Genomic DNA, 12549 nt, shown 5'->3' on the forward strand with positions numbered 1-12549 from the left:
TTTCAAGTTTCTTTTAAAAAGGCGGGCCGAAGAGGTGCAGCACGCCGGATGGCCCCGATAAGCAAGAGGAACGCGATATCCATGACGATCAAGAAGATGCCAAGCAAGAAGCTTACCGTCATCCAAGCATCCCCGCTAGCATTCATAGAGAAGGAATTGACCGCCAGCACGGCAAGATGGACGCCGATATGGAGCCTGAAAACGGTTTGCGTCCTGCCGACCAAGGATTTATTATCCAAATTCCCAGCAACTTGAAGCAGCACGGTAAATAAATAATAAGCGACAATTGTTTTCAAGAAAAGCAGCACGTACGCATACAATCCCCACCATCCGAATAGCTGCTCCGTCAAGTTGACGAATACCCCCGGCAGGGAAATGAAAATCCCGATCGCAGCCCAAATCCCCGCTTTTTTTGCGGATGGATAAGCGTCGGATAGCTTTGTACAAGCGGTCGCAATCATGATGTAGCCAAATGGGTCTGCCAGCCAGTCAATGCCGATCTGCACGCGAAAGAAGATGAAGAGATAACCCCAGAATAAGGTTCGCATCGCTTGGTTGGTCATGAAGCAGGTGCCTCCTTTTTCTTCTTCTCCTTGACGATTTCCTTGACTTGTTCCTGTGTGAGATGGTAAGAAGGTGCAAAACTGCTGTACATGCCGCCGTGGAATTCTTCTCCGGAATGGGTCGTTCCGGAAATGGACAGCAGCGGTTCCATAGCGTCCGACAACCTTTTTCTGAACACATATAGTTTGTCATCCGCCTCCATCGACATCGGCAATTCCAATTGGCGATAATCCGTTCCCGGCAATGAATCCCACTCGGTTATAGATCCAAGGGAAGGTGCGTCTTGTACGACCTTGACAATGGTTTCTTCTCCGGCGTCGGGGAGGACTTCGAATTTCTCGATGACAAGCGGTTCCGTCGCTTGGAACTCTTCCTCCATCCATTCCGAATGACTGCCCGATGACATATGACGCAGCGGATCCGGTGTATCCTGGGGCTCTTGCAAAATAATCGCCCCGATCGGCACCTCCATCTCCCCGCCGGTGGAAAACCATATCTTCATCGTCGTAAATGAAACTGTTCCCTCCTTCATCAAAGGCTCCAGCACATGAGGGCGAAGTTCCACTTCCATTTTACGCAGTACATGATGCGTAAACGTTTGCACATTCAAATCGGACCGGTCCCGTTCGTAGGAAGAGTGTGTTCCGTTTACAAACGTCTCAATGCCTTCGATACGCATAGCGGATGCCGAGCTTCTATCGTCCTTGTTGGTCAGATAATAAAAGGTCAGGACAGGTGATTCTTCCGTCATATCGACTTTCGTGTATTGTTTCAGAAATATTGGTTCATCCAGCTTCTGGGATTGGGCGTAAAGAGAATTAGCGATCCAACTTAAGCCGATGAGACCAAGGGCAATCCAAAAAAACGAAGACCGCATTTGGTATTCTCCTTTCATTCCCCCGAATTATCTCAATTCCTTCCAGTATAGCATTCTGTGTATTATTCTCAAAATATGTCTGAAGATGTGCAAATGTCCTTCTTAAGAATTTCTTCATAATTGCGATGGGGGAAAGTTAAGATTTGGCGACTACAATTGGTATCATAAGAGAAAAGCGAGGTGCGCAAGGATGGCAACATTCACAGTGCTCGTGGCGGATGACGACCAGGACATCCGCGACGGCATCGAGATCTACTTAAAAAATGAAGGCTATCAAGTATTAAAGGCGGCGGATGGGAAAGAGGCGTTGGATTTGCTGGCGTCCCATGAGGTCCATCTGCTCATCCTCGATATTATGATGCCGAATATGGACGGAATAACGGCGACATTCAAGATTCGCGAGGCGCGCAATATCCCGATCATCATGCTGAGTGCCAAGGCGGAGGATTCCGATAAGATTCACGGCTTGTCGGTGGGGGCGGATGATTATGTGACGAAGCCGTTCCATCCGATGGAGCTGATGGCGCGGGTCAAGTCGCAATTGCGGCGCTATGTCCAGCTCGGTACATACGATGGGCAGCGGAAGATTGAAATCGACGGGCTTGTGTTGGATGAAGAGTCGAAGGAAATCACCGTAGATGGGAAACCGGTGAAGCTGACGCCGATCGAATATAAAATCACCGAATTGCTCATGAAACACGCAGGTCGGGTCTTCTCCATCAATGAAATTTACGAGCGGGTGTGGAATGAAGAAGCATACAATGCGGAAAATATCGTGGCAGTCCATATACGGAAAATCCGGGAAAAAATCGAAGCGGATCCGAAAAATCCGAGATACGTGAAGGTGGTGTGGGGTATTGGTTACAAAATCGAAAAATGATTGGGCGTTGTTCTGGTCGCTTGTTGCGATATTCATCGCCTTGCTAAGTATCGGCTATTGTTTTTCTCATATTTTTGAGTTGGTCAGTCATGGTGTCGAGCGGACGAGTCGGACCATCGCCTATTTCACACGTCTCGTAAAAGGGAGTATATTATGATGAAAAAAAGTCATGGATTTGCCTTGACGCTCTGGTCGGCATTCGCCGCAATTTTCTTGCTGGCTCTATTGACCTTCATTCAGGACGGCTCCCGATATATCGGTAAAAGTTATATCGATCTGGATGAATTTCAAAGGGGACTGGATGATTTTTATCAGACTTTGGGTTCGACGGTTCTCAATCCGATTAATATTGAGGCGGAGAAGAAGCGAATCAGTGTATCGAAAGCGGAGATCGAGGAACATCGCAATCGGTATGGTACGTTGAGCGAGCAAATTGAGAATATTGAAATGCAGTATGAAGAACGGATTGCTGATGCGGAAGCCGGAAACAGCGAAAGGCTGAAGGACGCCTTGGTCAAGGAACGAGATTCGAAAATCGAGGATATCCGGCAGAATTTTGAGGACGACGCGCATGTAGAGGCGAAGGTTCGGGCCGAGAAAGAAGCACAGTTGGAATCGTATTTAAGGGATTATATAAACAACCTGAAGAGTCAGTCGACGTTGCCGGCTGCTTATGAATTGAAGGATGTTGACACAGGGGAAGTCTTCTCTTCCGGAGATATCAATGCACCTGCCGTCTATGAACAGAACTTCAATGTGGAAAACGGATATTTCAAGGCGGAGAGCATTCGGGACAGTGACTTGGGTTATCACGGTTTTGACGATATGTATGGTGAACATGCTCCCCGTGTTCAAGTAGAAACAGAAAGTCCATTCAAAGAAGAAACTGCAACGTCCGCGTCGGATGCCGCGACGGTGCCCCAGTCGGAAATCGCAGCGCCTATCCGTTCATTTGAAGGGACAGTGATCGTTCCGAAAAGCATGTTGTCCAAAGGAGAACTGGGCCGAGATGTGCGGAACTTTAATTGGACGAAAACGGGAATGTACATCCTTTGGGGAATCGGGTTGCTCGCTTTGATTGCCATGGTGACGGTTTTCCGATTCAAAAAGGAATGGGTGACCGAAAGTCGGCTGTTTGAGCAGTATAACCGGTTGAAAATCGATTTTAGGGTCGCGCTGTTGCTGTTCAGTGCATTTTGGACATTCATTGCGTTGGAGACGATTCCGGGCCGGTATTCTTGGTTCTTCTATCGAATAAGTGTAGACAATATCGTAAGCCTGGGAATCCTCTTCGTTTTTTATATCCTATTCACCTCTGCCACCGCTTTTCAAATCGTCGCCATTTGGGAGCGGCTGAAAGTGGAGGGGGCTTTTGAACGGGAACTGAAAAGCAGTTATGCGGTGAAGTTTTTGAAGGCATTGCAAGATATGTTCCTGAACCGGAAAATCGGGACGCAGATGTTGTTTCTGCTGATCGGGTTTTTCCTGGCGGGGATTGGATTTGCTGGTGTACTGCTCCAACCGTCTTTAATAGTGGTTTACGCACCGCTCGCATTGTTTATCGGAATGCCTTTCATCTATATCTTTGTCCGGAGAACTGCTTATCTGAACCGGATTATGATTGCTACGGAAGCGATGGCGGAAGGGCGGCTTCAGAAGGAAATCGGGGTGGAAGGCAAATCTCCGCTAGCGAAGCATGCAGCCAATTTGAACAACGTCCGGGAAGGCGTCCGGATATCCATGAGCGAGCAGGCGAAGAGCGAGCGGTTGAAAACGGAGCTGATCACGAATGTCAGTCATGACTTGCGGACACCGCTCACTTCCATTATCACGTATACCGATCTGTTGAAGAATGAGGGATTATCCATCGAGGATCGTTTGAAATATGTTGATATTCTTGATAAGAAGTCACAGCGCTTGAAGACGCTTATCGAGGATCTGTTCGATGTGTCCAAGATGGCGAGCGGCAATATGGAGTTGACGAAACAGCGGGTGGATTTGACGCAGTTATTACAACAGGCACTGGCGGAGCATGCAGCCGAAATTGAAGAATCGGGTCTGGATTTCCGTACGACCATGCCCGAGTTGCCATTGATTGCCTATGTCGATGGGCAACGATGGTGGCGCGTACTGGATAACTTGATTGTCAATGCGATCAAGTACACGCTGCCAGGTACCCGGGTGTATATTTCACTCCGGCAAGTGGGAAGCCAAGCCGAATTTGTTGTGAAAAATGTGACGAAATACGAGTTGGGTGAAAATGTGGACGAATTATTCGAGCGTTTCAAACGAGCGGACACTTCCCGCCATACGGATGGTTCGGGCCTCGGCCTTGCCATTGCACAATCGATTGTCGATCTGCATGGGGGCATGATGAAAATTGAAGTCGACGGGGATTTGTTCAAAGTAACAGTAACGGTTCCCGCGCTGCCGATGTAAGTTTATATGGTACGCGTTTGTCGCTTGGATGGGCAAACGCGTTTTCACTTAAAATAAAAAAGGTACGCTCCGATAAGCAGAATGCCGGCATCCGCCCACATATGGACAATCCAGGAGGGAAGGATGACGCCGCTTTTTTCATTCAGCAATTGAAAAATGATACCGCCCGCCCAGAGTCCACCGACGGCAAGCGCCAAAAGCGGTGGGGTGAACCACGGGAGGAAGATGGCAATATGATAAACGGCAAAAAAGAGGGAAGGTAAAAACAGACGGTACCGCGATTGCCGTAACAGATCCGGTAAAATCCCCCGGAAGAAAAATTCTTCAATAAAGGAGTTCCCTAACAAGATATAAAATGCTATAATGGGAAATATCAAACTATTCACACCAGAGTCTTCTAAATCGAGTCGCAAGGATTCGAGATCGATGTAAGGTTGTAGTAGGCTGAATGTCCCAACGATGATGGCAAGCATCCCGATTCCCGCCCCGCTGGAGATCAGGATGCTTTTTCGGTCAATTTTCCTGAACTGTAAAAAGGGAAGGCGCGTCGGCCGGAATAGGAAAAATGGGATGAGCAGGAAAAGAATAATTTTGGCGGCCGTTTTCCAACCGTAGGAAATCTGGAGCCCCTGCTCAATCCACAATAGGATGGCTATATTGACAAAAGGCAATCCAAAAGCGGCTATTTTTTTCATTCGATGCACCTCCCAAGTTATGTTAAAGGACGATTAGGGAGTGTTTTTGTTTCAAATACTGTTTTTTCCGGAAAAAAGGTTTAGGAATGAAGAAGATGGGGAATAGTAAACACTAGGTAAAGTATGTGAGAGGCGAAATCGATGAAATTTAGTTGAATCGCCGTTCGAAAAGGAGGAATGTTGGATGATTACGAACAAAGATAAGTATCCGAACAAAGAGGACTATGAACCAAGAGGTGTTGTGCGTTCCGGAGAACTTCCGCTTTCGGATCCTTCTGACTCGAACGTTTCGGACGTATTCCGCAAAAATGAGTTGACGAAAACAGGTGCCAACAAGCCTTCCGCATTCAATGAGAATAAAAAAGAATCGGCCAAGGAAACGGTACTGCCCAACCTGTCCGTGGAATTCGGGATGGAGCAGCCGTCATACACATTCAATAAAGACGTCCATAAAAAATGGAACGATTTGAATCCGAAAGAAAACCCGGTTAGGGAATAAAGAGTGAAAAACGACTCCTCGAGAAGGGGTCGTTTTTTTGAGGACTATTGGTGACAGTCACCTATGCAATCTGGAAACGATTCGGAGTAGTGTAGGAATTGCCTGGGTGACTGTCACCACGCCAAACTAAAGCCATTTACTTTTCTTATTCGTAGACTTAAGATACAGTTGTAAATAGAAAAGGGGGAAGATTCAAATGTCTACATTACAACAGTTGAGCTTTGCCAGAATGTACACGCTTGGACAAGTCAAGCAATCGCCGGAAGCAGAATGGGATGTCCAGCCGGAGGGATTCAGCAACACGATCCGTTGGAATATCGGACATATTTATGTTGTTATGGAGAACTTCATTTCAAAGGCGTTGCCTGGTTATGAAGTGGTGAATGCCGAATGGATGCCGCTTTTTGTTCCGGGTTCCAGCCCATCCAAGTGGGAAACGGAAGCCCCGTCCAACAAGGAATTATGGGATGCGTTGAAAGAGCAGGAGCAACGGGTGACTTCGGCGTTGGAAGGCAAGTTGAACGATCCGTTGCCGGAGCCGGTGCAGATCCGGGATCATAAGATGGAAACGGTCGACGCCCTCGTCCAATTTACAGTATGGCATGAAGGTGTACATGCCGGCGTAATCTCCGGGTTGAATCGCGTCGTATCCAAGTAAGCTTAGCGTGGAAGACTGTCTTGAAGGAATTCGAGATGGTCTTTTTTATTTGTGACCGGGGATGGTATTTTGATTGCATTCGAAAGGGGATTGTTAGCGTTCGGAGTTGATTTGCTTATGTTCGGACGTAGTTTGCTTACGCTCAGACATAGTTTTCTTACGTTCAACGTTCGATAGCCTGCAAAAAGCTTTGCAGTTGGGTGAAGTGACGATTATCCATGCACGACAAACAAAAAAAACCGCCCTCAACGGACGGCTTTTCAACGTGGTGCGACTGATTCCTTTTCGAACCATTGGATCGTGTCGCGCAAGCTGACGACGCTGCCGACGACGATGATGGCGGGGTGGGTGATGGCTGCCTCAGCGGCGATGCCTTCAATTGTTTCCAATGTCCCAGTCACGGTGCGCTGCTTTTCCAACGTGCCCCATTCGATGAGGGCGACCGGGGTTGTTCCGTCTTTCCCGTGCTCGACCAGCTGGCCGCAAATATAGGATAGGTTTTGGACACCCATATAGAAGACGAGCGTGTCAATTCCCGTTGCGTAGGCTTTCCATTTCTCTTCGACAAAGTTGCCTTGGTGCAAATGACCTGTGATCATGGCAAAGGAAGAACTGTGGTCCCGGTGTGTTACGGGAATGCCCGCAAACATCGGAGCCGCAATGCCTGCAGTGACTCCGGGGACGATTTCGTATGAAATGCCAGCATGCTTCAAGACCGCCGCCTCTTCGGCGACTCGTCCGAACACTGCCGGATCGCCGCCTTTCAAACGGGTGACGGTCAGCCCTAGGGACGCCTTTTCTACGAGCAAGTCATTGATTTCCTCTTGACGCAAGGTATGGTGTTTCGGCAATTTTCCGCAATAAATGAGCTCTGCCTCGGGCTTCGCATGTTCCAATAACTCCGAGTTCGCCAATCGGTCGTAAACGATGACATCCGCCTCTTGAATACATTCCAATCCGCGGACTGTGATCAGTTTGACATGGCCGGGTCCTGCACCGACGAGATAGACTTGTCCTGTTGCCATTTCGGTTCCCTCCCATCAAATGTTTTCCGTGCAATCGATATCGTGACATTGCCGCTTTTCTTCTTTTCCAAGAGCAACGTATCCGCATCTGCGGATAGTTTCGCTGCTGGCTCGCTGACGCCATAAGCCCCTGTGAATTTGAATACGGTCTCTGACGGGTTTTCAATCGGCACGGCGTTCAATTGGTCCGGTGCATACCAGGTGAACTCCCACCCATATTTCTTACACACTTCCAACAGACCATCTTCATCTTTTTTCAGCTCAATCGTCGAAATGCCTTTGACGGATTGAAGGGACAGTTGCAGTTCCGCCAAAGTGGATACGATCACTTCTTCTATCTCTTCCGCAGAAGTGCCGCGGTTGCAGCCGATTCCCAGATGGAGGGTTTTCGGTCGATAGAGGACCCAGTTATCCGAGAGGGGACCTGTTGTCAAATGTTCAGGGATGATCCGGTCTGTAATGACCAGGGCCGCTTTGAATTCTTTCTTCAGTGCCTCTTCACAAGAGTCGACCACTTGGATGTGGGAAGGGATCGCGCGTTCATGTTTCCACCAATTCCGTTCCCCGGCCTCTTGGACGACGACGAGCGGCTCTTCATTCACAACGGAAGCGCTGGCGGTGACGATATGGGTTTCATCTTCGATCGTCCAACCGAAATCTCGTCCGAAAATATCGACGGGGATCGTCTTTTGGACGTCAGAGGCGGTCGTGATGACAGGAAGGGCCCCCAGTTTTTCCGCCACGATATTGGTCAGGTCATTCGCCCCGCCGACATGCCCCGACAGGACGCTGATTGCAAATTGGCCCCTGTCATCGACGCAGACAACAGCCGGATCGACTTTCTTGTTTTTCATAATAGGCCCGATCATCCGCACCATCGCGCCCAAGGAAATGACCGACACTATGCCGTCATATTTGGCGAACATGTCTGGAAGTAATAGGCGGATTGAGCCGTCAAATAACGTGAAACCCCGTTCATCTTCATCTCCGTAGGCGAATTTACGCATATAATAGACATCCGCAGTCGGCATTTTCTCCTTCAGTTCCCGGATCAGCTGGACACCGTGTTTCGTGATGGCGACGAGGACGACATTATCCATCGGCCGTCACTCCTTTGCGGAATCCGTGCGTGAAGGTTTTATCATACAGCTTCGATTCATAGCCGCCTTGTTCAACGAGTTTCGGATCTACCGCCGGACTGATGATGACCATCGCCTGTTTGGTGATCCGGTTGGCGCGCATGTCTTCGCCGACTTTGTCGAGTGTCGTCCGGAGAATTAATTCATCCGGCCAAGTCGCTTTGTAGACGACGAGCACCGGAGCATCCTCCGCCCAGCCGGCTTCGTAGAATGATTTGACGACTTTCTTGATGAGCGTCGCACTGAGGAATAAAGAGACGGTGCAATGATGCCGGGCCAAGTCCACAAGCTGTTCCTTTTCGGGAACTGGCGTCCGCCCCTCTGCACGGGTCAAGATGACCGTTTGCGTCAATTCCGGCACAGTGAGTTCGACACCCGCCCGTGCTGCCGATGCAAAGACGGAACTGACTCCCGGAATCACTTCATAGGAGATGCCGCGGTGATACAGCCGGCTCATCTGCTCCAGGATTGCCCCATAAATGGCGGGGTCTCCCGTATGGATGCGGGCCACGCTCTTACCTTCCTCGACGGCGCCCGCCATGATGTCAATCTGCTCTTCCAATGCCATGCCGGCACTTTTTAGTACAAGTGCACCCTCTTTCGTCTCGTCCATGAGCTTTTCATTGACGAGCGAGTCGGTGAACAGGACGACATCCGCGGTTTGCAACAGTTTCAAGCCCTTCACCGTAATCAATTCGGGGTCTCCGGGGCCAGCGCCGATAAAATAGACTTTTGCTTCGATGTTCAAATGAATTCCCTCCTTATTTCCGGACGAGCATAAGCGACAGGTAGTTCAGCTCCGCCGTTTTTAATTCCCGTACATCGTGCCAGACATTTTCTTCGCTGGACGTTACTTTCGTCGTGACGACGGCTTTATCGACCAAGTCCATTTCCTCCAATAAATCAATCATTTCGGGAAGCACTTTCGCCACTTTCAAAAAGGCGACTGCATCATGGTCCTCCAGAGCTTTCCGCATCTGCTCGCGGTCGTCGGTCGCCGGGATGATGGCGAACCATTCATCGCCGTCCGCCAACGGCATCTTGAAACGGGATGCGGCGGCGTTGACGGAGGAAATGCCGGGGACGGAGATACATTCAACATCCGGATACAACTGCGCCATTCTGCGCATGAGGTGCATGAATGTGCTGTACAGCATCGTGTCGCCTTCCGTCACGAAAGCCACTTCTTTTCCTTCTTTGACCTTTTCATAGACTTGGTTTGCCACATTCGTCCATTCCGTCTCCAAAATATCCTGTTCGCGGGTCATCGGAAAGACGAGGGGAAGCATTTCCTTTTCGGCCGGGTTGACGTAATGGTCGATGATTTGCTGGGCATAGCTTTTGCTGCCCCGGCGTGGTTTCGGGAATGCGACCACATCGGCCTCTTTCATCACCCGGTAGGCTTTGACGGTGATGAGCTCCGGGTCGCCGGGTCCTACACCGACGCCAATTACTTTTCCTAGCATTCTGCTGTCTCCTTCCGCTTTGCTTGAATGATATAGACAGGGTTCAATCCTTCAAAGCGTGTCATATGTAAAATCGGTTTGCTGCGTGAAATTTGTGCAAGTGTGATATTGACGGCAAATCCTTCCGTTTCGAATGCTTTCACTGCGTTGTGCAGGTTTTCAATCGTCACTGCATTCAGGACAATTGTGCCGTTCGCTTTCAGCCGGCTGCAACAGATGTGCAGCAGTTCATTCATCTCGCCTCCCGAACCGCCGATGAAGACGGCATCCGGATCAGGGAATTCTTCGAGACGCTCCGGTGCTTTTCCGTGGACGAGCGTCACATCGGTGCGGAATTTTGAGAAGTTTTCCCGGCAATTGTCCAAGTCGGCTTCATTTTTCTCAATGGCGAAGACAGCGCCATCCCGGCAAATTTTCGCCGCCTCAATGGAAACGGAACCGGTGCAGGCGCCGATATCCCAAACGGTGCTCGTCCGGGTTAATTGCAATTCCCCGATGCTCAGCACCCGGATCTCTTTTTTTGTAATCAATCCTTTATCGGGCTTTCGTTGTGAAAATTCCGCATCGGGGATGCCGAGCGGCCAGACAGGGGCCTCCTTCACGCGCTTGAGAATGACGACATTCAATGGGTTCGCTTCGTAGTCGAGAAGTTCATGTAAATCAAACCAGCTGACTTTCTCGTCTGGTCCACCAACCGCTTCCGCAACGAATGCACGGTACTCATACATCCCGAACGACAGGAGATAACGGGCAATCTCCTGTGGACTGTTGTTGTGGTCCGTCAACAGGCACACTTTCGACTGGCCATCAATTTTTTGGGCCAGTCCTGTCATCGGACGACCGTGGACGCTGAGAAAAACACTGTCTTGCCAAGATTCTCCCATGCGGCTGAACGCTTCCTGAATGGAACTCAGTGCCGGGTAAATCTCGATGTGCTCGAGTTTATTCGCCAAATAACCGCCGATCCCATAGAATAACGGATCGCCGGATGCCAAGACGACAGTTTCTTTGTCGTCCTTCTGCAAATTGGCCACAACCGCAGAAAGCCCGCCGGTGACGGATAACTTCTCTCCCGCATAGTCGGGGAAGAAGGCGAGTTGACGGTCTCCGCCAACGAGCCGTTCACTCTGTTCGATCCATGTTTTATATATTGGCAAGAGGGAGTCTTGTCCTGCTTCGCCAATACCGATCACTTTAATCGCTTTCTTCGCCACGATACGTCTCCCTCCCTAAAATTTCTTTTTTCATCGAAATGACGATCACTTCCACTTCCAAACCGCCGCCCACTTCGTCATAACAATTTTTAGCGATGCGCTGGAGCAATAAAGTGAAGAACTTCGTATTGCCTGCTGCCATCACCATATCTCCGACTTGGGAAGCGGTGTTCGCATGGCGTGCTTCCTCGACAAGTTCCGGCGGCAAGCCCGCTTGTTCCACAAGATCGGCTAAAAAGTTGAAGTCGACAGGCGCACTTTTGGAATGAACCATCATGACGCCTTGCGCGACCTTGGAGAATTTCCCCATCATCCCGACGAGCGTCACTTTTTTCATCTTCCGGGCTTTGCATTGCTTCATCGTGAACCCGATGAAATCGCCCATTTCAATAAACGCGTCTTCTTGAATATGGGGATGAAATTCGATGGCGAAGTCTTCGCTTCTGCCGCCGGTGCAGGCAACGACTTCTGTACAGCCGTTCTCCTTCGCAACATTGATCGCCTGGGCGATGCTGGCGCGGAAAGCGGCGGTTGAAAAGGGGACGACGGTGCCTCGCGTCCCAAGAATCGATATGCCGCCGATGATGCCGAGCCGGCTATTCAATGTCTTTTTGGCAATCTCTTCTCCATCCGGGACGGAGATGACGATTTTAATGCCGCGCCCGATACCATACTCGTCCAAGATTTCTTGCGCGGCCCGAAGGATCATCCTCCTAGGGACTGGGTTGATGGCAGCTTCGCCGACGGGGACGGGGAGGCCGGGTTTTGTTACACGACCGACGCCGGTTCCCCCGTCCAGTTCGATGCCGGGCGCGTCATTCCAGGAAACGGTTGAAATGATCCGGGCGAGATGCGTCGCGTCCGGGTCGTCTCCGGCGTCTTTGATGATTTCCGCTGAAACCGACTTCGGACCGAGCGAGAGTTTATCCATCGTAAACGGGACCGTGTCGCCAATTGGCAAGGTGACAGTCACCTTTACAATTTGTTCTTGAAGAATAAGGGAAAGAAGAGCCGCTTTCGTTGCTGCCGTGGAATTGGTGCCGGTCGTATAGCCATGCCGAAGTTCTTTCTTCTCTTCCGTTTGTTTCTTCAT

General features: G+C 49.9%; 14 protein-coding genes. 5 read left to right on the forward strand and 9 right to left on the reverse strand.

Annotated features, from left to right (window positions below):
- Nucleotides 1-2: 2 nt before the first annotated feature.
- Together OXB_RS06335 and OXB_RS06340 are read right to left on the reverse strand one after the other, a co-directional pair.
- Nucleotides 3-563, reverse strand: coding sequence for a hypothetical protein (locus OXB_RS06335; protein ID WP_041072788.1), 561 nt, complete (start codon nt 561-563; stop codon nt 3-5).
- The gene (locus tag OXB_RS06340) at nt 560-1441 is read right to left on the reverse strand and encodes a hypothetical protein (RefSeq protein WP_041072790.1); all 882 of its coding nucleotides are present in this window, start codon (nt 1439-1441) and stop codon (nt 560-562) included. Before OXB_RS06340 ends, OXB_RS06335 begins: the two co-directional genes overlap by 4 nt.
- Nucleotides 1442-1631: 190 nt before the next feature.
- Here OXB_RS06340 and OXB_RS06345 point away from each other — a divergent pair, with 190 nt between their 5' ends.
- From OXB_RS06345 to OXB_RS06355, 3 genes are read left to right on the forward strand one after another with little or no spacing between them, the layout of a single operon-like run.
- Nucleotides 1632-2321, forward strand: a complete 690-nt coding sequence (locus OXB_RS06345; RefSeq protein ID WP_041072792.1) for a response regulator transcription factor — start codon at nt 1632-1634, stop codon at nt 2319-2321.
- Nucleotides 2299-2478 carry a hypothetical protein gene (locus tag OXB_RS06350; RefSeq protein WP_041072794.1) on the forward strand — a complete coding sequence of 60 codons (180 nt, stop codon included), beginning with the start codon at nt 2299-2301 and terminating at the stop codon, nt 2476-2478. The genes OXB_RS06345 and OXB_RS06350 overlap by 23 nt, the downstream gene beginning before the upstream one ends.
- Entirely contained in the window at nt 2478-4760 is a 2283-nt protein-coding gene (locus OXB_RS06355) for a sensor histidine kinase (protein WP_070098227.1), read from the forward strand. The genes OXB_RS06350 and OXB_RS06355 overlap by 1 nt, the downstream gene beginning before the upstream one ends.
- 44 nt (nt 4761-4804) lie before the next feature.
- Here the strand turns inward: OXB_RS06355 and OXB_RS06360 are convergent, their stop codons facing one another.
- Nucleotides 4805-5455, reverse strand: a complete 651-nt coding sequence (locus OXB_RS06360; protein ID WP_041072798.1) for a CPBP family intramembrane glutamic endopeptidase — start codon at nt 5453-5455, stop codon at nt 4805-4807.
- Nucleotides 5456-5639: 184 nt separating this feature from the next.
- Here OXB_RS06360 and OXB_RS06365 point away from each other — a divergent pair, with 184 nt between their 5' ends.
- Both OXB_RS06365 and OXB_RS06370 read left to right on the forward strand, forming a co-directional pair.
- Nucleotides 5640-5954: a hypothetical protein gene (locus OXB_RS06365; protein WP_041072800.1), complete on the forward strand. Its 315-nt coding sequence runs from the start codon at nt 5640-5642 to the stop codon at nt 5952-5954.
- 196 nt (nt 5955-6150) lie between these two features.
- Entirely contained in the window at nt 6151-6612 is a 462-nt protein-coding gene (locus tag OXB_RS06370) for a DinB family protein (RefSeq protein ID WP_041072802.1), read from the forward strand.
- A 260-nt stretch (nt 6613-6872) separates the two neighbouring features.
- On the opposite strand, the gene cobA is transcribed toward OXB_RS06370, so the two are convergent.
- Genes cobA through OXB_RS06400 form a run of 6 tightly spaced genes read right to left on the reverse strand, consistent with a single transcriptional unit; the run spans nt 6873 to nt 12549 of the window.
- Entirely contained in the window at nt 6873-7637 is a 765-nt protein-coding gene (gene cobA, locus OXB_RS06375) for a uroporphyrinogen-III C-methyltransferase (RefSeq protein ID WP_041072804.1), read from the reverse strand.
- Nucleotides 7583-8737 (reverse strand): cobalt-precorrin 5A hydrolase, encoded by a 1155-nt coding sequence (locus OXB_RS06380; RefSeq protein ID WP_070098192.1) that lies wholly within the window; start codon nt 8735-8737, stop codon nt 7583-7585. The genes cobA and OXB_RS06380 overlap by 55 nt, the downstream gene beginning before the upstream one ends.
- Nucleotides 8730-9524 carry a precorrin-4 C(11)-methyltransferase gene (gene cobM, locus OXB_RS06385; RefSeq protein WP_041072806.1) on the reverse strand — a complete coding sequence of 265 codons (795 nt, stop codon included), beginning with the start codon at nt 9522-9524 and terminating at the stop codon, nt 8730-8732. The genes OXB_RS06380 and cobM overlap by 8 nt, the downstream gene beginning before the upstream one ends.
- A 13-nt stretch (nt 9525-9537) precedes the next feature.
- On the reverse strand, nt 9538-10242 hold the full coding sequence (gene cobI / locus OXB_RS06390; protein WP_041072808.1) for a precorrin-2 C(20)-methyltransferase: 705 nt from the start codon (nt 10240-10242) through the stop codon (nt 9538-9540).
- Nucleotides 10236-11456, reverse strand: coding sequence for a bifunctional cobalt-precorrin-7 (C(5))-methyltransferase/cobalt-precorrin-6B (C(15))-methyltransferase (locus OXB_RS06395; protein ID WP_041072810.1), 1221 nt, complete (start codon nt 11454-11456; stop codon nt 10236-10238). Before OXB_RS06395 ends, cobI begins: the two co-directional genes overlap by 7 nt.
- Entirely contained in the window at nt 11437-12549 is a 1113-nt protein-coding gene (locus OXB_RS06400) for a cobalt-precorrin-5B (C(1))-methyltransferase (RefSeq protein WP_041072812.1), read from the reverse strand. The genes OXB_RS06395 and OXB_RS06400 overlap by 20 nt, the downstream gene beginning before the upstream one ends.

The organism is Bacillus sp. OxB-1 (genome assembly GCF_000829195.1).
Lineage (GTDB): Bacteria > Bacillota > Bacilli > Bacillales_A > Planococcaceae > Sporosarcina.